The organism is Streptomyces sp. NPDC006739 (assembly GCF_042869815.1).
Taxonomy (GTDB): Bacteria; Actinomycetota; Actinomycetes; order Streptomycetales; family Streptomycetaceae; genus Streptomyces.
This window is the reverse complement of sequence record NZ_JBIAGM010000010.1, coordinates 266,759-291,610: the sequence shown is the minus strand read 5'-3', so window position 1 is coordinate 291,610 and position 24,852 is coordinate 266,759. Positions and strand designations below refer to the sequence as shown.

The following is a 24,852-nucleotide window of genomic DNA, read 5'->3' as shown; positions in this document are numbered from 1 at the left end:
GTCAGTCTCCCAGCACGATGTCGGCCCACACCTGCTTGCCGCCGCCGGCCGGCACCGTCCCCCAGGCCGCCGACACCGCCTCCACGAGGAGGATCCCGCGGCCCCCGGTGGCCTCCCAGCCGATGTCGGGGGGCTGGACCGGGGTGCGCGGCGAGGCGTCGGCGACGGCGACGCGCAGCCGGTGGTCGAGGAGGGTGAGGTCGAGCCGGACCGGGCCGCCGGTGTGCACCAGGGCGTTGGTGACCAGCTCGGAGACGACCAGCAGGGCCGTGTCCAGGGCGTCGGCGGGCACGTGCCAGCCGCGCAGGGTGCGGCGGCTGAACCGGCGGGCGTGCCGGGCGGCCTCCGGGACCCGCCACACCGTCCAGCTCTCGCGCCGGGGTCGTACGGCCATGCCGTCGTAGCGCATCAGCAGCAGGGCGACGTCGTCGCCGCGGTGGGCGCCGTCGAGCAGGGCGCCGCCGAGCAGGGCGTCGGCGACCAGGCCGAGGTGGCCGGGGTCGGCGGCGGACAGCGCGCGGGCGAGCCGGTCCAGCCCCGCGTCGAGGTCGATCTCCGCGGACTCCACCAGGCCGTCGGTGGTGAGCGCGATCACGGTGCCGGGCCGAAGACGGAGGGGTGTCATGGGGAAGTCGGCCTGGCCGACCACGCCGAGCGGCGGGCCGCCCTCCGCCGTCACGATCTCGGTGGAGCCGTCCGGGTGCCGCAGCACCGGCGGCGGGTGTCCCGCGCGCACGCACCAGGCGGTGCCCTCCTCCATGTCGACGTCGACGTAGCAGCAGGTGGCGAAGAGGTCGGTCTCCATCTCCCCGAGCAGCCGGTTGGCGTGCGCGACGACCACGTCCGGCGGGTGGCCCTCGGCCGCGTAGGCGCGCACGGCGGTGCGCATCTGGCCCATCAGGGTGGCGGCACCCGCGTTGTGCCCCTGGACGTCGCCGATGACCAGGGCCACGTGGTTGTCGGCCAGCGGGATCACGTCGTACCAGTCGCCGCCGACCTCCAGGCCCGCGGTGGTCGGCAGGTAGCGGGCGACGGCGACCGCTCCGGGCAGCCGGGGCAGCCGGCGGGGCAGCAGGGTGCGCTGGAGCATGCCGACGAGTTCGTGTTCGGCGTCGAAGGCGTGGGCACGCATCAGGGCCTGCCCGGCCAGGCCGGCGGAGGCGGTGAGCAGGGCGCGTTCGTCGGGGGCGAAGTGGTGCGGGCTGTCCCAGCCGATCAGGCAGGCGCCGGCCATCCGGCCCCCGGCGGGCAGCGGCAGTACGGCCAGGCCGCCGGGGCCGACCTCGGCGAGGGCGGGTTCCAGGTCGGCGCCGGCGGGCCAGATCCGGGCGCGGCCCTCGCGCAGCACGGCCGCCAGGGTGGGCATCGCGCGCACCGGCGCGTCGGGCCATTCGGTGCGCCACTCGGCACGCCACAGCTCGGGCCAGGCCTCGGGCCGCGGCGGGTCGAGGACAGTGACCACGAGCCGGTCGTTCTCCAGTTCCGCGAGGGCGAGCCGGTCGGCCCTCAGCGGCACCCGGAGGGCGGCGACGACGGCCTGGCCGACGTCCCTGACGGTGCCCGCGGTGGCGAGCGCGGCGGCCAGGCGCTGGACACGGGCCACGTCGGTGACGCCGGAGCGCAGGGCGGAGGCGTCGGCGACGGTGCCCGCGAGCCGGGCCGGCCGGCCCTCGCCGCCGGGCAGCAGCCGGCCGCGCAGCCGGAGCCAGGTGGGCGGGCCGGAGGGCCGCAGGACGCGGAATTCGAGTTCGCGGTCGCCGATGGACATGTGGTCGGCCTCGACGACGGACATCAGCGCGGGCAGGTCCTCGGGGACGGTGCGGCCGAGCAGTGTCTCCACACGCCCGTCGAACTCCCCCCGGTCCATGTCGAACAGTTCCAGGATGTGCTCGCCGACCTCGAGGCGCCCGCTGTCCATGGCCAGGGTGAAGGCGTCAGGGGGCAGTTCGCCGCTGTCGGCCGCGTCCGCCGGCCGGGCGGGTACGGCGACGGCCCGGGCGACCAGTTCCAGGCAGGCGCGGTCGTCGCCGTCGAAGCCGCCGGGGTGTTCGGTGACGGCGAGCAGGCAGCCGCCGCCGTCCGTGCCGAGGGGCAGGGCCGCGACGGAGAAGTCGGGCCAGGGCGTGCGCCGGGACTCCGGGCAGTCGGCCAGGTCGTCGGGGCCGAGCCAGACCGGCCGTCCGGTGTGGTGGGCCCGCGCGGGCGGGGAGCCGCCGGCCGTCGGGTAGCTGTCCCGCAGACCGTACTGGGTGCGGGACACACCCGCCGACTCGGCCAGACACAGCTGGGTGGGGTCGTCGCCGGGGGTGTACACGCCGGCGAAGGCCGCACCGGCGAAGACCAGCGCGAGTTCGAGGACGCGGCGGGGGAGGTCGGGGGCGCCGGGCTCGGCGGTGAGCGCCGCGAGGGCGTCTTCGGCACGCTCCGTTCTCGTTCTGCGCACCGCAGCGCCCTCACCGACCACGTTGGCCATTACAGCGCTTATGGGGCAACCGCGCAGCCCCTGTGACAGTTCCGGCCCCTTGAGGGGGGCGTGCGGTGCGGCGCCCGTGCCGCCGTGCGGTGCGCGTGCCCGGTGTCTCAGGGCCGGTCGGCCATGGACCTGATGCCGCGGCTGCACGTGGCCGCGACCGCCGCGGCGGTCACCAGCAGCGGGAAGACCAGCATCCCCGTGCCGCCGCCGAAGCGGGCCAGCAGGAACCCCGCGAGCGCGGGTGCCAGGGCGGCCGCCGACGTGGCGGCCAGCAGGAGCACGCTGACCACCCGGCCCTGCAGACGGTCGGGGGTGACGGCCGCCTGGTAGCCGAAGAGGGAGGCGTTGGCGGTGGGGCCGAGGAAGACCGCGGCGGCCAGCGGAACCGCGGAGACGATGCTGCCGGAGAAGGCGGTGCTGACGGCCATCAGGGCGGCGGCGGTCCAGCAGATCAGCACGATCAGCGTCGGCAGTCGCAGCCACCGCTGCAGGGCCGGGGCGGCCAGGGCGCCGAGGAAGCCGCCCAGGCCGAAGATCGTGCCGGCCAGTCCGATCAGGTACGGGGGGACCCCGGAGCGCCGTAGGGAGAGGGTCATCGCGAAGATCATGCCGGTGAACGCCATGTTGAGCGGTGCGGCGATGACGAGCAGGGCCCTGAGGAACGGTTCGCGCAGCACGAACCTCAGTCCCTGGAGCCCGCCCCCTCCCCCTCCCTCGCCGTGGCCGTCGCCCTCGGACCGGACCGCTGCCTCGCGTGGCTCCTGCAGGGGCCGGCGGATGCACAGCACCGCGACCAGCGAGAGCAGGAAGCTCAGGGCGTTGCCGGCGAACGGCAGCGCCCGGCCGAGCCCGAACAGCAGGCCGCCCAGGGGCGGACCGGCCAGTGAAGTGCCGTACGCCCGCGCTTCGTTGCGGGCGACGGCGGTGGTGATCTGGTCGGCGCGCACCAGGTTGCGGACGGCGGCGTGTTCGGCGGTGCTGAAGACGGCCGTGGCGGCGGCACCGCAGAGCACCACCGCCAGGATGACCGCCGGTCCGGCCGCGCCCGCCATGACCGCGCAGCCGAGGCCCGCGAATACGACGACCCGGACGGCGTCGCACACGAGCATGAGCCGGCGCCGGTCGAAGCGGTCGACGAGGGCGCCGGCCGGCAGCCGGCAGGCCATCGTCAGGGCGAGGCCGGCCGTGCCGACGAGACCTGCCTGGGCCGGGGACCCGGTCAGCTGGAGCACCAGCAGCGGCAGGGCCAGATCCGCCATGGCACTGCCCAGGTCGGAGAGGCACTGGCCGGTCCACAGGAGATTGAAGGCGTGGTTGCGCCACAGGCTCGGGGCCGGCCGCTGCCCGGTCCGCGGCCGGCCGGCGGTGTCCTCGGTGGCCGGCCGCGTCATGTGGCGTCCGTGGTGGAGACGACCAGCATCTTCGTCACCGACCCGTCGTCGGAGACGACGTCGCGCACATGGCGGAAGCCGAGGCGCCGGCACATCGTCAGGCTGGCTGTGTTGTCCGCGCCCACCATTCCGTAGGCCTCCTCGAGTCCCAGGTTGTCGGCCGCGTGACGCAGGAGACCGCGGACCACCTCGGTGCCCAGTCCTCTGCCCCAGTACTCCGGGGCGAGCGCGGTGACCAGTTCGTGGCCGTCGACGTTCCCGGTCCTCTTCACCTCCGCGTGGCCCACGTACGTCCCGTCCAGCCACAGGCCCCACACGTCGAACCGGCGTGCCGGGTAGACGTCGGTCAGGATCGAGCGGAACAGTTCGCGCAGCTCCGGCTCGGGCACGAGGTCCTGGCCCATCCAGCGGCACACCTCCGCGTCGCGCAGCAGGGTGACGAAGGCGTCCTCGTCCTCGGCTCGGTAGGGCGCGAACTCCAGGTGGTCGGTGTGCAGGACAGGGCTCATGGCGGGCTCCTCGGAGGTGACGCGGGGGCAGGTCGGTGGTGGGGCCGAGGGCGGTGGGGCGCCGGGGCGGCGGATCTCTGCGACGAGACCGCGGAACGTGGTGCGACGGGTGGGGGGAGGGGCGGGGGCACCGGCCGGTGTGGTGTGCGGCCGGCGCCCCCGGCACACGGGGGCCGGTCAGGCTCCGGTGTTCTCCATGCGCTCGCGCAGGCTGCGCGGCCGCATGTCGGTCCACACCTCGTCGACGTAGGCGGAGCACTCGGCCTCGGTGCCCTCCTTGCCGACGGACTGCCAGCCCGCGGGCACCTCGATGTCGACCGGCCACAGCGAGTACTGCTCCTCGTCGTTGCGCAGCACCTGGTAGCGGGTGTTCTCGTCCATGTCAGGTTCCTTGTCGTCAGGGTCGGATGGGAAGCGGTGCGGCGGAAACGGCGCGGGGGAAACGGTGAGCCGCTCGGGGCGCGTGGTCGGCGCGCGGGGCGACCGCGGGCCGTGCGGGGGCGCCCGTCGCGGCACCCGTCCGTGCGGGCGGGCCGGCGTCATCGGCCTCCCCGGGCGTGCCGGGCGATGTGGCGCAGCGCCTCGGCGAACTCCTCGGCCACGCGGCGCACCGTCGCCGTGTCGTGCACGGCGGGACGGTGGTGCCAGGTGAAGGCGAGCCGGCCGCCCTGTACGGCGCCCACCACTTCCACCAGGTGGGAGCCGCTGTCCCGGGGGTCGTGATCCTGGCCGAAGGAACCGTGCTCGAAGCGCACCAGGCCGTCGCCGGCGTTCTCCGGGCGGGCGTCCCACTGGCCGAGGTAGTTGAACACCATCTGCCCGAGCGCGGCCGTGCCGAGGCGCTCGCGGACCTCCGGCGGCCCGAAGGTGCGCAGGGCGCCGAAGCCCAGTCCGTTGCCGGGGACGGCGCGCAGCTGGCGGCGTACCGACTTCACCAGGGACCGCCAGTCGCGGTCCGGCCCGAGGTCGCCCGGGTCGGACACCTGGAGGGCGACCGGGTGGACGGTGGTGAACCAGCCGACGGTGCGGGTGAGGTCGACGCCGTCGAGCAGGTCCTCGCGCCCGTGTCCCTCCAGGTCGAGGCGGACCCGGTCGTGTCCGCTCCAGCGGGCCAGCGCCAGCGCGAGCGCGGCCAGCAGCACGTCGTTGACCCGGGTGCGGTAGGCGACCGGGGCGGCGCGCAGCAGTGCCGTCGTGTCCTCCTCGCCGAGTTCCACGGTCACCGCCGCGGTCCGTGCCGCCTCGGGGCCCCGGACGTCTGCGGGTGGGGCGGGGGCGGCGGTCACCGCCTCCTCCCAGTAGGGCAATTCGTGGTCCAGGCCGCCTTCGGCGACGTACGCCGACAGGCGCCTGGCCCACTCGCGGAAGCTCGTGCCGCGCTCCCCCAGGGTGATCGGCTCGGCCTGTACGGCCTGCCGGTAGGCGGTCTCCAGGTCGTCCCGCAGGATGCGCCAGGAGACGGCGTCGACGACCAGGTGGTGGGCGACGAGCAGCAGGAACGCAGGCCGGTCCGGGTCACCGGTGAACAGGGCCGCCCGCAGCAGCGGGCCGTGTTCCAGGTCGAAGCCGGCGTGCAGTTCGTCGGCGGCCTTCTCCATGGCCGCGTCGGCCTCGTCGCCGGACAGTCCGGTCAGGTCGTGGTGGACGAGGACACCGTCGTTGCCGACGGGCGGCGGGTTGAACTGGTGCCAGCCGTCGGCCTCGCGGGTGAAGCGCATGCGCAGCGCGTCGTGGTGCTCCAGCAGCGCGTCCACGGCGGTGCGCAGCGCCCGCGGGTCGGGGGCGTCGCCGAGTTCCAGCAGGGCGGACTGGTTGAAGTGCTGGTGGGCGGCGCGCGGGGTGGTCAGGAACCACTCCTGGATGGGGGTGAGCGGCACCTCGCCGGTGACCGGGCCGTCGTCGGTGCGCTGGGGTGCGGTGCGTACGACGGCGGCGAGTTCGGCGACGGTCTGGTGCGTGAACAGGTCCCGGGTCGCGAGGTGCAGGCCGTCCCGGCGCAGCCGTGACACCACCTGCATGCTCAGGATGGAATCGCCGCCGAGGGCGAAGAAGTTGTCGTCCGCGCCGACCTCCTCGATGCCCAGCACGTCGGCCCAGATGCGGGCGATACGGCGTTCCGTGTCGGTCCGCGGTGCCACCCGCGGTCCGGCGAGGATCTGCGCGGGGCCGGGTGCGGGCAGGGCGCGCCGGTCGGTCTTGCCGTTCGGGGTGAGCGGCAGCCGCTCCAGCGGCACGAACACCGACGGGACCATGTGCGGCGGCAGCGACTCGGCGAGCTGGGGGCGGAGTTCCGAGACGGGGAGCCGCTCGTGGTCGCCGTCGGCGGGGACGACGTAGGCCACCAGCCGCGCGGGGCCGTCCGCGGCCGGTCCGTCGGCGCGTACGACGACCACCGCGTCGCGTACCAGGGGACTGCGGCGCAGCGCGCTCTCGATCTCGCCCGGCTCGATCCTGAAGCCGCGCAGCTTGAGCTGGTCGTCCGCGCGTCCGGCGAAGCGCAGTTGGCCGTCGGTGGTCCAGCGGACCAGGTCGCCGGTCCGGTACATCCGCTCCCCCGGCCCGGCGAACGGGTCGGCGACGAACCGGCGGGCGGTCAGGCCGGGGCGGCCCAGGTAGCCGCGGGCCAGGCCGGGGCCGGCCACGTACAGCTCGCCGGTGACGCCGGGCGGGACGGGGCGCAGGGCGGCGTCGAGGACGTACACGCGGGTGGCGCCGGCGGGGTGGCCGATGGGTGGCGCGCCGGTGCCCGGGGTGAGCGGGCCGGTCCAGGTGGCCACCACCGTCGCCTCGGTGGGACCGTACGAGTTGATCATCCGGCGGCCGGGGGCCCAGGTCTCGACCAGGTCGGCCGGGCAGGCCTCGGCACCGACGATCAGGGTGCGCAGGCCGGGCAGGGCACCCGCGGTGGCCGGGTCCACGGTGGCCAGGGCCGCCGGGGGTATCAGCGTGTGGCTGATGCGCCGGCCGGCGAGCACCTCGGCCAGCCGCTCGCCGACGAGTGGTCCCTCCTCGCCCGTCACCAGGGTGGCCCCACTGAGCAGGGAGACGCACAGTTCCAGGACGGAGGCGTCGAAGCTGGGCGAGGCGAACTGCAGTACCCGGTCGCCGGGTCCGGCGGCGTACTGGGCGGCGGCGGACGCGGCGAAGCCGGCGAGTCCGCGGTGGGTGACCACGACGCCCTTGGGGGTGCCGGTGGACCCGGAGGTGTAGATGACGTAGGCGGGGTGGGCGGGGGTCAGGGCGGTGGCGCGGTCGGCGTCGGTGGGCGCCGTCTCCGGTCCGTCCGCGACCCACACCTCGGCCGGGTCGTCGAGGACCAGCCGGGCGCCCGCGTCCCGCACCATGAACTCCCGTCGCCGCACCGGGTAGTTGGGGTCGACGGGCAGGAAGGCGCCGCCGGCCTTGGCGACGGCGAGCTGCGCCACCACGGTCTCGGCGGCGCGGGGCAGGACCAGGGCGACCACCCGCTCGGGGCCGACGCCACGGCGGATGAGCGCGTGGGCCAGCCGGTTGGCCGCCCGGTCCAGCTCCGCGTACGACAGCTCCCGGCCGCCGGCGTCCGACAGCGCCACCGCGTCCGGTGTCTCGGCCGCCTGCCGTTCGAACAGCTCCGGCAGGGTCGCCGCGGGCACCGGCCGGAAGGTGCCCCGCCCCTGGCCGATCAGGGCCCTCGACTCGTCGTCCGAGGCCAGCGGCAGGGCGCCGAGGGGGCGGTGGGGGTGGTCGGCGACGGCGGTCAGGAAGGTGGCGAGCCGGCCGGTCATCTTCTCGGCCGTGGCCGCGTCGAACAGGTCGGTGTTGTAGGTGAGCAGTCCGTGCAGCGCTCCGGAGTCCGTCTCGGTGAACTCCAGGGTGAGGTCGAACGCCGCCTGTTCCAGCTCCGGTTCGATGTCGGTCACGTCGAGGCCCGGCAGGTCGACGTCGGCCGTCGGCGCGTTCTGCAGGACGACCATGACCTGGAAGAGGGGGCTGCGGCTGGTGTCGCGGACCGGCTGCACCTCGTCCACCACCCGTTCGAACGGCACGTCCTGGTGGGCGAAGGCGTCCAGCACCGTCTGCCGCACGTCCGAGAGGAAGTCGGTGAAGGGCCGCTCCGCCTCGACCCGCGAGCGCAGCACCAGGGTGTTGACGAAGAACCCGACCAGATGCTGTGTCTCGGCCCGGTCGCGGCCGGAGGTGACGGTGCCGACGGCGATGTCCGAACCGCCGGAGAGCCGGGCCAGGTAGGCCTGCGCCGCTGCGACGAGCGTGGTGAACAGGGTGGTCCCGCGGTCCCTGCCGAGCCGGGTCAGACGACGGAGGGTCGGGGCGGGCAGCACCAGCCGGGTGGCCGACGCGTTGCTGGTGCGCACGGCGGGCCGGGGCCGGTCGGTGGGCAGCTCCAGCGGCTCGATGTCGGCCAGCCGGCGCTTCCAGTAGGCGAGTTGACCGTCCGAGCCGACGGCGCCGGCCGTGCGCTGCCAGTGCGCGTAGTCGGCGTACTGCACCGGCAGCGCGGGCAGTTCGCCTTCCTGGGCTCCGAGTTCGGCGCGGTACAGGTGTGCCAGGTCGCCGAGCAGGACGGAACTCGACCAGCCGTCGGTGACGATGTGGTGCAGGGTGAGGGTCAGGACGTGCTCGTCGTCGCCCAGGCGCACCAGGCCGGCGCGCAGCAGCGGTCCCTGACGCAGGTCGAAGGGGCGGGTGCGCTCTTCGGCGAGCAGTCGGCGCAGTGCCGGCTCGCGTTCGCTCGCGGACAGTCCGGACAGGTCGTACGGGCGCGGCGCCACGTCGTGAGGCGGATGGACGATCTGGACGCCGTGGCCGTCGACGCTGTCGAAGGTGGTGCGCAGCGACTCGTGCCGGGCCACCAGGGCGGTGAGGGCCGTCCCGAGGGCGTCGGGGTCCAGGGTGCCGCGCAGGCGCAGCGCGAGCACGGTGACGTACTCGGCGCCGCCGGGGGCGAACTCCTCCAGGAACCAGAGGCGTTGCTGGGCGTAGGACATGGGCACCGCCGCGTCCCGGGCGACGGGGACGACGGCGGGGCGTCCGGTGCCCGGGGCGCCGTCCCGTCCGGTGAGCAGCCGGGCCAGGGCGGCCGGTGTGGGGTGGGTGAACACCGCCCGGGGTGTGAGGTCGGTGCCGAACTCCTCGGACAGGCGGGAGGCGAGCCGGATGCTGAGGATGGAGTCGCCGCCCAGCTGGAAGAAGTCGTCCTCCACCCCGGGCGGTGCCGTGCCCAGCACCTCGGCGAAGACCTCCGCCGTGCGGCGTTCGGCCTCGGTGCGGGGTGCGACCCGCTCGCCCTCGGGACGGGACTCGGGCGCCGGGAGGGCCGTCCGGTCGACCTTGCCGTTGCCGCTCAGCGGGAGGGCGGTGAGCGGGACGAAGGCGGAGGGGACGAGGTACTCGGGCAGGGCGCGGGCGGCGAAGGAGCGCAGTGCGTCGGGGTCGTCGCCGGCCGGGCCGACCACGTAGGCCACCAGCCGCTTGGCGCCCGGCCGGTCCTCGCGGGCCAGTACGGCCACGTCGGTGACGTCCGGGTGTGCGGCGAGCGCTGCCTCAGCCTCGCCGGGCTCGACCCGGAAACCGCGGATCTTCACCTGGTCGTCCGCGCGGCCCAGGAACTCGACGGTGCCGTCCGGGTGCCGCCGGGCCAGGTCGCCGGTGCGGTACATGCGGGTGCCGGGCGGGCCGAGGGGGTCGGCCAGGAAGCGGGCGGCGCTCTCCCCGGGGCGGCCCAGGTAGCCGCGGGCGACGCCCTCGCCGGCCACGAACAGCTCGCCCGCGCAGCCCGGCGGGACGGGTCGCAGCCGGCCGTCGAGGACGTGGACGCGCATCTCGTCCAGGGGGTGGCCGACGGGCACGGTGTCGGGCACCGTCGCCGCGTCGGTCAGCGCGAAGGAGGTGGCGAAGGTCGTGGTCTCGGTGGGGCCGTAGCCGTCCACGACGGTGAGGCCGGGGCAGGCGGACAGCACCCGGCGTACGGCCGCGGCGGGGACCACGTCTCCGCCGGTCCACACCTGGCGCAGGCCGCTGAAGCAGTCCGGCGCATCCTGGGCCAGCAGCCGGAAGAGTCCGGCGGTCAGCCACAGGGCCGTCAGCCCGCCCTCCCCGGCCGACCGCCGCAGCAGCGCCGCGTCCACGGACTCGCCGGGAGCGACGACCACGCGGCCGCCGTTGAGCAGGGGCGCCCAGACCTCGAAGGTGGCCGCGTCGAAGGCCACCGGCGAGTGCAGGAGCACCCGGTCGCAGACGCCGCCCGCGAAGCGGCTGTCGGTGGCCAGGGCGGCGACGTCGCGGTGCCGTACGGCGACGGCCTTGGGCCGTCCGGTGGATCCGGAGGTGAACATCACGTACGCGAGCCGCTCGGGGTCGGCGGGCGCCGCTACCCGGTCGGCGTCGCGGGTCCGTGCGGCGGCGACCTGCTCGGCGGTGAGCGCGACGGCGGCGCCCGCCTGGGTGAGCAGAAGACGGCGGCGCTCCTCGGGAGCCCGGGTGTCGACGGGCACGTAGGCGCCGCCCGCCGTGAGGACGGCGAGCTGGGCGACGACGAGTTCGACCGAGCGGTCCATGAGGAGCGCCACCCGGTCCTCGGCCGCCAGACCGTCGGCCAGCAGCCCGGCGGCGAGCCGCGCCGACCAGTCGGCGAGCTGCCGGTAGGTCAGTTCACGGCCGCCTTCGCTCACGGCGACGGCGTCGGGGGTGCGGCGCGCCTGCTCGGCGAACAGGTCGACGGGACTGCGGGGGGCCGCCTCGCGGGCGGTGGTGTTCCACGTCTCCAGCAGTTCCCGGTCGGCCCGGGTGAGCAGGTCGAGTTCCCCGATGCCGCGCTCGGCGCCGTCGGTGAGGGCGGTGAGGATGGCGACCAGCCGGCCCGCGGCGCGTTCCACGGTGGCGCGGTCGAACAGCGCGGGGTCGTAGGCCAGGTCGAAGCCGAGGCGTTCGGCCAGATGGGCGCGCAGGCACCAGGGGAAGGTGGTGGCGTCGTCGGCCCGCACCTCCTCCACGCGTACGCCGGTCCGGGCGGCGGCCGACTCGTCGACCGGGTAGTTCTCGAACACCAGCATGCTGTCGAACAGGGCCTCACCGGCCGGTACGTCGCTGAGCGCGTGGATGCGGGACAGGGCGACGTGGTCGAAGCGGCGGCTGTCGCTCTGCCGGTCCTGCAGGTCCCGCAGCCAGGGCAGTACGCCCGAGGCGGGGATGCGGACCCGGGCGGGCACGGTGTTGATGAACATGCCGATCATGGTGTCGACGCCGGGCAGTTCGGCCGGGCGGCCGGAGACGGTGGTGCCGAAGACCACGTCCTGGTGGCCGCTGTACTGGGCCAGCAGCAGCGCCCAGGCGCCCTCCACCACGGTGTTGACGGTCAGTCCGGCGCGGGCCGCGGTCTCCCGCAGCCGCTGGGAGAGGTCCTCGTCCAGCTCGTGGTGGACGGCCATGGCGGAGCGGGCGCGGTGCGCCTCGGCCGGCGGCCGGTCGTACGGCAGCGGGGTGCGCGCGGTGAAACCGGCCAGGGTGCCGGCCCAGTGCCGCTCGGCCTCCTCCTCGTCCTGGCCGTCGAGCCAGCGCAGGAAGTCCGCGAACGGCCGCCTGGCCGGCGGTGCCGCGTCCGGGCCGCCGGTCAGGGCGGCGTAGCGCTCGCACACCTCGGTGAGCAGCAGGCCGGTGCTCCAGCCGTCCAGGGCGATGTGGTGGGTGGACCACAGCATCAGCACCTCGTCGCCGGGCAGCGCGGCCAGGGTGAGGCGGGTGAGCGGCGCGGTGGTCAGGTCCATCTCCACGGCACGGTCCTCGGCGAGCAGCCGCTGGGTCTCCTCCGCCCGCCGCCGTGGTGTCAGCCGGCGCCAGTCGAGGTGGGTCACGGGCAGTTCGGCGCGCCGGTGGACCACCTGGACCGGGTGCGGCAGGCCCCGCCAGTGCACGCTGGTGCGCAGCGCCGGTGTGCGGTCGGCGACCTGCTGCCAGGCCTCGGCGAAGGCGCGGGGGTCGGCCACCCCGGACAGTCGTACGGCCGTCCGGTCGAAGTAGGCGCCCGCGGAGTCGACGAGCCCGTGGAAGAGCATGCCGGACTGCAGCGGGGAGAGCGGCAGTACGTCCTCGACGTGCCGTCCGTCGCCGACGAGCCGGTCGATCCGGTCCTGGGTGAGCCGGGCGAGGGGGAAGTCGGACGGGGTGCGGCCGCCGGCGCCGGGGCGGGCGCAGTGGGCCGCGATGTCGCGCAGGGCCTCGCACATCTCCTCGGCCAGCTGCCGGACGGTGCCCTCGTCGTAGACGGCCGTGGGGTAGGTCCAGCCCAGTTCCAGGCGTCCCTGCTGGATCACGCCCGTGATGTCCAGCAGGTAGCCGCGGGGTTCGTCCGGGTCGGTGTCGCGGCCGGCCGGAGGCAGGGCCGCGCGGTAGAGGCCGTCGGCGCCGGTGCTGCCCGCGTCCCACCGGCCGTGGTAGTTGAAGCCGACCTGCGGGGCGGGGGCGCCGGCCAGCGGGCTGCCGGGCAGCAGGTGCCGCAGCGCTCCGTAGCTCAGGCCGTGCGAGGGCACGGCGCGCACCTGCTCCTTGACCGAGCGGAGGGTGTCGTGCCAGCCGGCGGTGGGGTCGACGCTGAGGGCGAGGGGGAACTCGGCGGTGAACCAGCCCACCGTCCGCGACAGGTCCACGTCGTCGAAGAGGTCCTCGCGGCCGTGGCCCTCCACGCCGACCAGCACGGTGTCGCGCCCGCACCAGCGGGCCAGGGTGCGGCCCAGAGCGCTGAGGAGGACGTCGTTGACCTGGGTGCGGTACACCTCGGGGACCTGGCGCAGCAGCGCGTCGGTCACCTCCGCCTCCAGGCTCACGGTGACGGTGGCGGCGGTGCCGTGGGTGTGGGGGCCGGGCGCTGACCGGGGCAGGGCGGCCGGGGCCTCGCAGGTGCGGGTCCAGTAGGGGAGGTCGGCGTCCAGGGCGCCGGAGCGGGTGTGCTGTTCCAGCCGGGTGGCCCAGTGGCCGTGGGAGGTACTCGCGTCCGGCAGTTGGACGGGCCGGCCGGCCGTCGCGCCGCGGTACCCGCTCTCCAGGTCGGCGAGCAGGATGCGCCAGGAGACGCCGTCGACGGCCAGGTGGTGGACGGTGACGACGAGCTGCCCGGGGTCGCGCCGGCCGCGGTCGAAGAACAGTACACGCGCGACCCGGCCCTCGGTGGGGTCGAGGGAGGCCTGTGCCTCGTCCGTGGCCCGCCCCACCTCCGCCTCCAGCGCCTCGGGGGCGAGTCCGCTCGTGTCGTACCGGGTGAAGACGGCTTCCGGCGCCTCGGCCAGGATCTCCTGCCGCCAGCCGGTGCCGGTCGTGCGGAACCGGGTGCGCAGGGCCGCGTGCCGGCGCACGAGGGCGTCGGTGGCCAGGGCCAGCGCCGACGGGTCGGTGCCGGGGGCGAGTTCCAGGCGCTGGGTCATGGTGAACCGCAGCCGGTCGCCGGGACCGCGCCCGTCGAGGTACCAGTGCTGGATCGGGGTGAGCGGCGCCTCGCCGGGCGGGGTGTCGCCGGTGGCGGCCGGGCGCCCGGTCATCTCGCCGGCGCACAGGGCCAGTTCGGCGACGGTCTGGTGCCGGAAGACGTCCTTGGTGGTGAGGGCGAGTCCGGTCTGCCGGGCCCGGGAGACGATCTGGATGCTGAGGATGGAGTCGCCGCCGAGCGCGAAGAAATTGTCGCGCGCGCCCACCCGTTCGACGCCCAGGACCTCGGCCCAGATCGCGGCCAGCCGCTCCTCGGTGCCGGGCCGGGGCGCCACGTACGGGGTGGCGCTGTCGGGCTGGGCGGGGGGTGCGGGCAGCGCGCGCCGGTCGGTCTTGCCGCTGGTGGTACGCGGGATCCGGTCCAGCGGGACGAAGGCGGCGGGCACCATGTGGTCGGGCAGCGCGCGCCGCAGCCGCACCCGTAGCTCGTCGGCGGCCGGGACCCGGTCCGCGGCAACCGGCACCAGGTAGGCGACGAGCATCAGGCGGCCGGCGTGTTCGCGTGCGGCCACCGCGGCGTCGGCGACGTCCGGGTGGTCGAGGAGGGCGGCCTCCACCTCGCCGGGTTCGATGCGGAACCCGCGGATCTTGACCTGCTCGTCGACCCGGCCGAGGAACTCCAGCAGCCCGTCCGCGCCCCGGCGGGCCCGGTCGCCCGTGCGGTACATCCGCTCCCCCGGCGCCCCGAAGGGGTCGGGCAGGAAGCGGGCGGCGGTCAGACCGGGCCGGTTCAGGTAGCCGCGGGCGACCTGGGCACCGGCCAGGTACAGCTCTCCGGGCACACCCGGCGGCACCGGCCGCAGGGCGCCGTCGAGGACGTACGCGGCAAGGTTGCGGCCGGGGCGGCCGATGACCGGACGGTCGGGGCGGTCGGTGCAGCGGCCGTAGACGGCGTCGACGGTGCACTCGGTGGGCCCGTACATGTTGTACGCGCTGACGCCGAGGTCCCGGGCCGCGCACAGCTCCCGCCAGGTGGCGGCGGAGACGGCCTCGCCGCCGGCCAGCAGCAGGCGCGGGTGGTGGCGGCCGGGCGCGAGCAGCCCGGCGGACAGGAGTTCCCGCAGGAAGGACGGGGTGACGTTCACCAGGTCCAGGCGGCTGTCGGCGACCTGGGCGCAGAACGCCTGCGGGTCCAGGCGTACGTCGTCGTCGATCAGGTGGACCTCCTGGCCGAGGGCGAGCAGCAGGGGTCCCTCCCAGCTGGTGTCGAAGGAGAACGACGCGCTGAGCGCGGCCCGCAGCCGGTGCCCGTCCGCGGTGTGCGGCGCGACCAGCCCTTCGCGGTGGTCGTGGCAGAGGTTGACCAGGTGCCGGTGTTCCACCGCGACGCCCTTGGGGCGGCCGGTGGAGCCGGAGGTGTAGACGATGTAGGCGGTGTGCCGCGGGAGCAGCGGCCGGGTGCGGTCGGCGTCGGTGGGGTTGTGGTCGGCCGGCCGGTCCCACGGGATCCCGCGCAGCGTCTCGGGGGTGAGGACGGTGTGCGGGGCGGCGTCCTCGATGAGGAAGGCGGCGCGCTCCTCGGGCAGTTCCGGGTCGAGGCAGAGCAGGGTGGCCCCCGCCTTGAGCACCGCGAACAGCGCCACCAGCAGGTCGGAGGTGCGCGGCAGCCGGACGGCGACCACCCGCTCGGGGCCGGCGCCCTGGGCGATCAGGTGGTGGGCGAGCCGGTTGGCCCGTGTGTTCAGTTCGGCGAAGTCCAGGGTGGCGTCGCGGGCCACCAGGGCGGTGGCGCGGGGCGACCGGGCGGCCTGGGCCTCGAACAGGGCGGTGAAGGTGGTGTCCGCCACCGGCAGCTGTCCGCCCCGCGCCTGCCGGAGCGCCTGCTCCTGTTCGGCGGCGGTCATCAGGGGCAGGGTGCCGACCGCGCCGGCCGGGTTCTCGGCCGCCGCCTCCAGCAGGATCCGCAGCCGTGCGGCCAGCCGCTCGGCGGTGTCCGCGTCGAACAGGCCGGTGTTGTACTCCAGGTAGCCGGTGAGGCCGCCGTCGTGTTCCACGAAGTCGAAGGCGAGGTCGAAGGTGGCGTTGCGGACCGGCGGGGTCAGCGGCTCCACCTCCAGGCCGGGCAGCACGGGTGCCTGGGCACCCAGGTTGTGCAGTGCGACCATGACCTGGAACAGGGGCGTACGACTGGTGTCCCGCTCGGGCTGGAGGGCGTCCACCAGCCGTTCGAAGGGGACCTCCTGGTGGGCGAACGCGTCCAGGACGGTGGCGCGCACCTCGGCCAGCAGTTCACGGAAGGACAGGTGCGGGCGCACCCGGGCGCGCAGCACCAGTGTGTTGACGAACATGCCGACCACGTCGTGCAGTTCGGGCCGCTCTCGGCCCGCGCCGACGGTTCCGACGGTGATGTCCTCCTGACCGGCCCAGCGGGCCAGCAGGACCTGGCAGGCCGTCAGCAGGGTCATGTAGAGGGTGGCGTCGCCGCGCCGTCCGGTCTCGCGCAGCCGCTCGGTCAGCGCGGCGGGCAGCCGGAAGGTCACCAGGGCGCCGTCGCGGGTGCGTACGGCCGGCCGCGGCCGGTCGGTGGGCAGCTCCAGGGGCGTCACCGCGTCCAGCGCCCGGCGCCAGTACGCGAGGTCCGCCTCGGCGCGGTCCGTGCGGGCGCGCTGCCAGGTGGCGTAGTCGGTGTAGCGCACGGGGAGTGCGGGCAGCCGGGGGCGGCGGTCCTCGAGTGCCGCCGTGTACAACTCGCCCAGGTCCCGGCCCAGGACGCCCATGGACCAGCCGTCGGTGGCGATGTGGTGCACGGCCAGCACGAGCACGTGCCCGTCGTCGGCCAGCCGGGCCAGCCGGGCCCGCAGCAGCGGCCCGGCGCCCAGGTCGAAGGGGGTGGCGGCCTCGCGTTCCAGGAGCGCGTCGAGGGCGGCCGGCGGCTGTCCCGTGAGGTCGTCCGCGGTCAGCTCGACCGGGTGCGGCGGGCGCACGTCCTGCCGGACGCGGCCGTCCTGCTCGGCGAACGTGGTGCGCAGCGTCTCGTGCCGGGCCACCAGGCCGTCCAGGGCCGCGCGCAGGGCGGGCACGTCGAGCGGGCCGCGCAGCCGGAGCACCGACAGGGTCGTGTACTCGGTGCTGCCCGGCTCGAAGCGGTCGAGGAACCACAGGCGCTGCTGGGCGTACGACAGCGGCGGCGCGGTGTCCGGGTCCGCGGCCGGGATGGCGTCGGCGGACGGGTGCGGCTCCCCGCCCGGGTCGCCCAGGGCGGCGGCCAGGCCGGACAGCGTCGGGTGGGTGAACAGCAGCCGGGGCGAGACGTCCGCCCCGAAGGCCGCGCGGAGCCGGGAGGTGACGCGGACGGCCAGGATGGAGTCGCCGCCGAGCGCGAAGAAGTCGTCGTCGGCGCCCACTTCGTCGGTGTCGAGCACATCCGTCCAGGCGGCGGCGACCGCGCGCTCGGCGGGCGTGCGGGGCGCGGTACGGTCCTGGCCGGCCGCGAAGCCGTCCGGGCCGGGCGCGGGCAGCGCGCGCCGGTCGAGCTTGCCGTTGACGGTGAGCGGCAGTGCGGTCATCGGCACGTAGGCGGCGGGCACCATGTGGGCGGGCAGCAGCCGCTCCAGGTGCGCGCGGAGTTCGGCGGCGGCCGGCGGCGGGGCCGCGTTCTCGCCGCTGCCGGTGCCGACGACGTGCGCCACCAGACGCCGGGTGCCGGAGGCGTCCTCGTACACGCCCACGGTGGCGGCGCTCACGCCGGGATGGGTGTGCAGGGCGGCCTCGATCTCGCCGGGCTCGATGCGATAGCCGCGGATCTTCACCTGCTGGTCGGCACGCCCCAGGTATTCGAGGGTGCCGTCGGCCCGCCACCGGGCCCGGTCGCCGGTGCGGTACATCCGGGTGCCGGGCCCGCCGAACGGGTCGGCCACGAAGCGGGTCGCGGTCAGACCCGGCCGGTCGAGGTAGCCGCGGGCCAGGCCCTCCCCCGCCACGTACATCTCGCCGACGGCGCCCGGCGGTACCGGGGTCAGGCGGCCGTCGAGGACGTAGACGCGCAGGTCGGGTATGCCCGTGCCGATGGGGGCCGGGCCGCCGGCACGGGCGGTGGCGCGGTCCAGCGGGGCGTAGGTGACGTGCACCGTCGTCTCGGTGATGCCGTACATGTTCACCAGGCGCGGGGCGGTGTCCGGGTGCCGGTCGTACCAGCCGGCGAGCCGGGTCACGTCCAGTGCCTCACCGCCGAAGATCACCGTGCGCAGCGCCAGCCGGTCGCCGGTGGCGGGGTGTTCGGCGTCGGCGCGGGCCAGCGGGTAGAACGCGGACGGTGTCTGGTTGAGGACGGTGACCTGTTCGTCGGCGAGCAGGCGCAGGAAGTCCTCCGGGGAGCGGGCGGTGTCCTCGGGGACGACGACGAGCCGGCCGCCGTACAGCAGCGGCCCCCACAGCTCCCACACCGAGAAGTCGAAGGCGTAGGAGTGGAACAGCGTCCACACGTCGTGTTCGTCGAAGCCGAACCGGTCGTGGGTGCGGGTGAACAGCCGCACCACGTTGGCGTGCGGTATCACCACCCCCTTGGGGCGGCCGGTGGAGCCGGAGGTGTAGATGGCGTAGGCGGGGCTCTCCGGCAGCGGGCGGCGGGCCGGGTCCTCCGGGCCGGCGGCCGGGCGGTGTGCCAGGTCCGCGCGGACGGCCGGGTCGTCCAGCGCCAGGACGGGCACGCCGGTGCCCTCGGCCCGTGCGGCGGCCTCCGTGGTCGTCACCAGCGCGACCGGTCCGGCGTCCGCCAGCAGCCGCGAGATCCGGTCGGCGGGCAGCCCCGGGTCGACGGGCAGGTAGGCGGCACCCGTCTTGAGGACGGCGAGCACGCCGACGACCAGGTCGACGGAGCGGGGCAGCGCGAGGGCCACGAACCGCTCGGGTGCCGCGCCGAGTTCGGCCAGCCGGTGGGCGAGGCGGCCCGCCCGCGCGTCCAGGGTGGCGTAGTCGACGCGGTCGTCGCCGCAGGTGACGGCCTCGGCGCCGGGGGTGCGGGCGGCCTGGGCCTCGAAGAGGTCCACCAGGGTCTGGGCGGGCCGGCCCTGGGCGGTGCCGTTCCAGTCGGCCAGCATCCGCCGCCGCTCCTCGGCGGTCGTCCAGGCCAGGGCGCGCAGCGGCCGGCCGGGGTCGTCGGCCAGCTCGGTGAGCAGCAGGCACAGCCGGTCGGCGAGGGCCCGCACGGTGGCGGCGTCGAACAGCCCGGGGTCGTAGGCGAGGTCGAAGCCGAACCGTTCGCCCTGGTAGGCGCGCAGCACCAGCGGGTAGTTGGTGGCGTCCCTGGAGGAGACGTCGGCCAGGCGGACGCCCGAGGCCGCCGTGCGGGTGTCGTCGAAGGGGTAGTTCTCGAAGGCGACCATGCTGTCGAACAGCGCGCTGCCGGAGGGCACGTCACTCAGCGCGGTCAGTTCGGCGAGGGACACCGCGGCGAAGCGCCGTGCCTCGGCCTGCGCCTGCTGCAGGTCACGGAGCCAGGCGGTGGCGGTGCGGTCGCCGTCCACCCGGACCCGCGTCGGCAGGGTGTTGATGAACATCCCGACCATCGACTCGACGCCGGGCAGGTCGTCGGGGCGTCCGGCGACGGTGGTTCCGAACACCACGTCCGGTTCGGCGCTGTAGCGGGACAGCAGGAGGGCCCAGGCGCCCTGGACCACGGTGCCCAGCGTCAGGCCGGTCTCCCGGGCGGTGCGCGCGAGCCGAGCGGAGACCTCCTCGGACAGCCCGGCCGTGTGCACGCCGGCGGAGCGGGCCCGGTGCGCCTCGCGGCGGACCCGGTCGACGGGCAGCGGGGTGGGCGTGGCGAAGCCGTCGAGGACGCCCTTCCAGTGTTCGCGGGCGGCACCGCCGTCCTGGCCGGCCAGCCAGCGCACGTAGTCGCCGAAGGGGCGGCGCACGGGCGGTTCGCTCTCGGTGCCGGTGGTGAGCGCCGCGTACTCCTCGAACACGTCGGTGAGTACCTGGGCGAGACTCCAGCCGTCCAGGATCAGGTGGTGGGAGGTCCACAGCAGGTACAGGCGCGCGTCGGGCAGCCGCACCAGGGTGAGCCGCATCAGGGGCGCGGTGCCGAGGTCGAGGCCGCGCGCCAGGTCGTCGGCGCGCAGCCGGGCCAGCCGCTCGGCCCGCTCTCCGGGGTCCGCGTCGCGCCAGTCCAGCCGGGTCACCGGCACGCGGACGGCGCGGTGCACCGCCTGGAGCGGAACGGGTACGCCTTCCCAGACCACGGAGGTACGCAGGGCGGGGGTGCGGTCGGTGACCCGCTGCCAGGCGACGGCGAGGGCGTCGGGGTCGCCGACCCCCTCCAGCAGCAGCGCGGCCTGGTCGACGTAGACGTCGTCCGGGCCGCCCACCAGGCGGTGGAAGAGCATGCCCTCCTGCAGCGGGGTGAGCGGCAGCAGGTCCTCCACGTCCCGCCCGTCACCGACGAGGCGGTCCACGCCGGCCTGGTCCAGGCGGGCCAGCGGGAAGTCGGAGGGGGTGCGTCCGCCGGCGTCGGGGCGGGCGCAGTGCTCGGTGATGGACGTCAGGGCGCTGACCATGCCGTCCGCCAGGCCGCGGACGGTGTCCGCCTCGTGCACCTGGTCGCTGTAGTGCCAGGTGATCTCCAGTTCGCCGTCGCTCACCACGGCCGACACGTCGAGGAGGTGATCCAGCGGCTCGTCCGGGGCGGTGTCCCGGCCCGGTACCTCGCCGGCGGGGGCGAAGTCACGCCCCTGGGAAGCAGCCCACTGTCCGTGGTAGTTGAAGCAGACCTGGGAAAGCGGCACGTCCCGCAGGGGCCGGCCGGACGCGTCCGGGGAGCCGAGTCGGGCCAGCGCCTCGTAGCTCAGGCCGCGCCCGGGCACGGCCCGCAGCCGCTCCTTGACGGCCTTGAGCGTGGCCCCCCAGTCCGGTGCTCCCGGCGGTCCGGCCGGGGTGAGGGTGACGGGGTACTGGGTGGTGAACCAGCCGACCGTCCGCGCCAGGTCGGCGTCCTCCACCAGGTGGTCCTCGCGGCCGTGGCCCTCCAGGGCGACGGTCACCCGCTCGGCGCCCGCCCAGTCGGCCAGCACCCGGCCCAGCGCGCTGAGCAGTACGTCGTTGACCTGGGTGCGGTAGACCCCGGGCACCCTGCGCAGCAGCGCCTCGGTGGTGGCCCGGTCCAGCCGGCTTCGGACGGTGCGCACGGACCCGGCGAGGGGTGTGCCGGGGTGGTCCACGGGCAGCGGGGTGCGCGGTGCGGCGGTTTCGGCCGTCCAGTACGGCAGGTCGTCGTCGAGGGCACCGGCCCGCACGCGTGCGGACAGCTGGTGCGCCCAGTCGGTGAACGGCGTCGCCTCGGGATCCAGCCGGGGTTCCTGGCCCGCCGCCGACTGCCGGTAGGCCTGTTCGAGGTCCGTGAGCAGCACGCGCCAGGAGACGCTGTCCACGGCGAGGTGATGGGCGGTCAGGAACAGCTGTGGTCTGTCGTCGCCCAGCAGCAGTACCGCACGCAGCAGGGCTCCGGTGGCCGGGTCCAGGGCCGCCCGGGCGGCGTCCGCGGCCTCGGCGCGGGCGGCCTCGGCGGCTTCCACGGCTCCGGGCAGGTCCCGGCGGGTCATCAGCCCGGTGACCGGCCCCGCACCGGGCTGCTGGCGCCAGGTGCCCGCGAGGCGGGTGAACCGGGTGGCCAGCGCCGGGTGCCCGGCGACGACGGCCTCCAGGGCCCGTTCCAGTGCCCGCTCGTCGAGGTCGTGCGGCAGGTCGAGCAGCATCGACATGCTGAAGTGGCGCAGCGCGCCGTGCGTGGCGAAGAACCACTCCTGCACGGGGGTCAGCGGTGCGGGACCGTCGGCCTCGGTCCGGCGGGGGGTCCGTACGGCGGTGCGGGCACGGCCGCCCGCGGCCGCGGCCAGGTCGGCCACGGTCTGGTGGCGGAAGACGTCCTGGGAGTCGAGCCGCAGGCCGGCCGCGCGGGCCCGGGAGACGGCCTGGATGCTCAGGATCGAGTCGCCGCCCAGCTCGAAGAAGTTGTCGGTGACGCCCACTCGCGCGAGGCCGAGCACCTCGGCCCAGATGCCGGCCAGGGTCTCCTCGTCGGGGTTGCGCGGGGCGACGAACTCCCGCTGCCGCTCGCCCTCCTGGTCGGGTGCGGGCAGGGCACGGCGGTCCAGTTTGCCGCTGGTGGTCAGCGGCAGCGCGGCGAGTGCCGTGAAGGACGACGGAACCATGTGGTCGGGCAGCACGTTCCGCAGGGCCGCCCGCAGTTCGCGGGGGGCGGGTCCGGCGGCGCCGGGGGCGGGTACGACGTAGGCGGCCAGGCGGAGGTGGCCGTTCGGGTCGGGTACGGCGACGACCGCGGCGGCGGAGACCTCCGGCAGGTCGAGCAGCGCCGCCTCGATCTCGCCCGGCTCGACGCGGTGGCCGCGCACCTTGACCTGGTCGTCGGCGCGCCCGAGGTAGTCGAGGCGTCCGTCGGCGGTCCAGCGGGCCAGGTCGCCGGTGCGGTACATACGGGTGCCGGCCGGTCCGAAGGGGTCGGCCGGGAAGCGCGCCGCGGTCAGGCCCGGGCGCCCGGCGTAGCCGCGGGCGACCTGCTCACCGGCGAGGTACAGTTCGCCGCCGACGCCGGCCGGTACCGGCTGGAGCCGGTCGTCGAGGACGTAGGCGCGGACGTTGGGCAGCGGGCGTCCCACCAGGGGGCGTTCGCCGCCCTCGATGCGGCAGGCCAGCGCGTCGACCGTGCACTCGGTGGGGCCGTAGAAGTTGTAGGCGGCCACGCCCGGGTGTGCGGCCAGTTCGCGCCAGAGGCCGGGTCCGACGGCCTCGCCGCCGAGCATCAGCACCCGGGGGTGGTGCCGCGGGTCGGTGAGCAGCCCGGCGGGCAGCAGTTGCCGGAGGTAGGACGGGGTCAGGTCGAGGAAGTCGACGCGGTGCGCGACGACGTACTCGACGAGGGCCGCCGGGTCCATCCGGGTCACCTCGTCCACCAGGTGCAGCGGGTGGCCGTCGGCCATCAGCAGCACGCCTTCGAGGGAGGTGTCGAAGGAGAACGAGGCGGTCAGGGCCACCCGCAGCGGGCCGCCGCCGGCCTCGGCGACGAACCCCGCGCGGTGGGCGGCCAGCAGGTTCACCGCCGAGCGGTGTGCGACGGCGACGCCCTTGGGGCGGCCGGTCGAGCCGGAGGTGTAGATGACGTACGCGGTGTGCTGCGGGTGCAGCGGTGCGCGGCGGTCGGCGTCGGACGGGTCGGTGTCCGGGGCGCCGGCGGGCACCGTCCGCAGGGCGGCCTCGTCGAGGACGAGCGCCGGCCGGGCGTCGTCCAGCAGGTACTTGACCCGCTCCTCGGGCAGGGCGGGGTCCAGCGGCAGGTAGCCGGCGCCCGCCTTCCACACGGCGAGGATCGCCACGATCATGTCGGCGGTGCGCGGCAACCGCAGCGCGACCAGCCGTTCGGGGCCGGCGCCGAGGGCGACGAGGTGGTGGGCGAGCCGGTTGGCGCGGGCGTTGAGCGTCGCGTAGTCCAGCCGTTCCTCCCCGGCGACCAGGGCGAGGGCGTCCGGGGTGCGCGCCGCCCGGCGCTCGAAGATCTCCGGGTAGGTGGTGTCCTCGACGGGGAGCGCGGTGCCGTTCCAGTCCAGCGTCACCTGGCGCAGCTCGTGCGGGGACAGCAGGGGCAGGGTGCCGAGCGGCCGGTCGGGTCCGTCGGCGGCGCCCTCCAGGAGGCGCAGCAGTTGCCCGGCCATCCGCTGGACGGTGGCGTCGTCGAACAGGTCGGTGCGGTACTCCAGGAGGCCGGTCAGGGCGCCGCCGTCGGGTACGAACTCCACGCTCAGGTCGAAGGTGGCCGCCTGCCGGGGGACGGGGACCGCCGAGACGTCCAGTCCGTGCGGGGCGGTCGCGGCCGGCGGGTCCGGGTGCAGCAGGACCATCACGTCGAACAGCGGGTTGCGGCCCGCCTCCCGGCGGACGCCGGCCGCCTCCACGAGCCGCTCGAAGGGGGTGTCGCCGTGGGCGAAGGCGTCGTTGACGGTCTCGGCGGCTCTGCCGAGCAGGTCGCGGAACGAGCCGGACGCCTCCACCGGGGTGCGCAGCACCACCGTGTTGACGAAGAAGCCGACGGTCCGTTCGAGGTCGGTGCGGGACCGTCCGGGGGTCAGGGAGCCCACGGTGATGTCGTCCTGGCCGGACCAGCGGGCCAGCAGCGCCTGGGTGGCGGCGACCAGGGCGGTGTACAGGGTGGTGTGCTGCTGGGTGGCGAGTTCCCGCAGCCGGGTGGTGAGGTGCTCGGGGACGGTGAAGGTGTGGACGGCTCCCGGGCCCGACTCCTCGCCGCGCCGGGCGCGGTCCAGCGGCAGCGGCGTGGCCACGGCACCGCTCAACTGTGCTTTCCAGTAGGCGAGATGCCGTTCCAGGCGGGGCCCGGAGAGCTGCTCGCGCTGCCAGACGGCGAAGTCGGGGTACTGGGTCGCCACCTGCGGCAGGTCCGGTGCCGCGCCCCGGGCCAGCGCGTCGTAGGCGGTGCACAGTTCGTCCAGGACCACGCCCATCGACCAGCCGTCGGTGACGATGTGGTGCGCGGTCAGCAGGAGGACGTGCTCGGTGTCCGACTCGCGCAGCAGCAGGGCGCGCAGCAGCGGCCCCCGCCGCAGGTCGAAGGGGCGGGAGTACTCGGCGAGCAGGGCGGCATCGAGGGTCTCGGGAGCGGTGAGGTCCCGGAGCGGGAGGGGGACCGCTCCCGCCTCGGCGACGGTCTGGGCCGGCCGGCCGTCGCTCTCCTCGAACGTGGTCCGCAGCGACTCGTGGCGTGCCACCACGGCGTCCAGCGCCCGCTGGAGCGCCTCACGGTCCAGCGGCCCGGTGAGCCGCACCGCGACCGCGCTGTTGTAGCGGGGGTCGCCGGGCCGCAGCCGGTCCAGGAACCACAGGCGCTGCTGGGCGTACGACAGGGGCAGCGGGCGGTCGCGGTCCGCGCGCGGGATGGTCCGGGCGGCTCCGGCCCGTCCGGCCAGCCGGCGGCGCATCGCCTCCTGGAGGTCGCCGGGCAGGGCCTCGGCCCGGTCTCGCATCGAACGCTTCGAAGACGTCATGG

Annotated in this window: 5 protein-coding genes; all 5 read right to left on the bottom strand. The window is 75.5% G+C overall.

Annotation, left to right across the window (positions count from 1 at the left end):
* Nucleotide 1: 1 nt before the first annotated feature.
* The 5 genes from ACFYMM_RS21830 to ACFYMM_RS21810 all read right to left on the bottom strand — a co-directional run bounded on the left by ACFYMM_RS21830 (nt 2) and on the right by ACFYMM_RS21810 (nt 24,850).
* The gene (locus tag ACFYMM_RS21830) at nt 2-2,473 is read right to left on the bottom strand and encodes a SpoIIE family protein phosphatase (protein WP_388388988.1); all 2,472 of its coding nucleotides are present in this window, start codon (nt 2,471-2,473) and stop codon (nt 2-4) included.
* Nucleotides 2,474-2,580: 107 nt separating this feature from the next.
* A complete protein-coding gene (locus ACFYMM_RS21825) occupies nt 2,581-3,864 on the bottom strand; it encodes an MFS transporter (protein ID WP_388388986.1) in 1,284 nt (427 codons plus the stop codon).
* A complete protein-coding gene (locus ACFYMM_RS21820; protein WP_388388984.1) occupies nt 3,861-4,373 on the bottom strand; it encodes a GNAT family N-acetyltransferase in 513 nt (170 codons plus the stop codon). The genes ACFYMM_RS21825 and ACFYMM_RS21820 overlap by 4 nt, the downstream gene beginning before the upstream one ends.
* Before the next feature lie 177 nt (nt 4,374-4,550).
* On the bottom strand, nt 4,551-4,754 hold the full coding sequence (locus ACFYMM_RS21815) for an MbtH family protein (RefSeq protein WP_388388982.1): 204 nt from the start codon (nt 4,752-4,754) through the stop codon (nt 4,551-4,553).
* 158 nt (nt 4,755-4,912) lie between these two features.
* The gene (locus ACFYMM_RS21810; RefSeq protein WP_388388980.1) at nt 4,913-24,850 is read right to left on the bottom strand and encodes a non-ribosomal peptide synthase/polyketide synthase; all 19,938 of its coding nucleotides are present in this window, start codon (nt 24,848-24,850) and stop codon (nt 4,913-4,915) included.
* Between the last annotated feature and the right edge of the window lie 2 nt (nt 24,851-24,852).

Excerpts from the sequence above, each read along its gene's own strand:
- ACFYMM_RS21820 (WP_388388984.1), bottom strand. The coding sequence starts at position 4,373 with ATGAGCCCTGTCCTGCACACCGACCACCTGGAGTTCGCGCCCTACCGA.
- ACFYMM_RS21830 (WP_388388988.1), bottom strand. The coding sequence starts at position 2,473 with ATGGCCAACGTGGTCGGTGAGGGCGCTGCGGTGCGCAGAACGAGAACG.
- ACFYMM_RS21815 (WP_388388982.1), bottom strand. The coding sequence starts at position 4,754 with ATGGACGAGAACACCCGCTACCAGGTGCTGCGCAACGACGAGGAGCAG.
- ACFYMM_RS21825 (WP_388388986.1), bottom strand. The coding sequence starts at position 3,864 with ATGACGCGGCCGGCCACCGAGGACACCGCCGGCCGGCCGCGGACCGGG.
- ACFYMM_RS21810 (WP_388388980.1), bottom strand. The coding sequence starts at position 24,850 with ATGACGTCTTCGAAGCGTTCGATGCGAGACCGGGCCGAGGCCCTGCCC.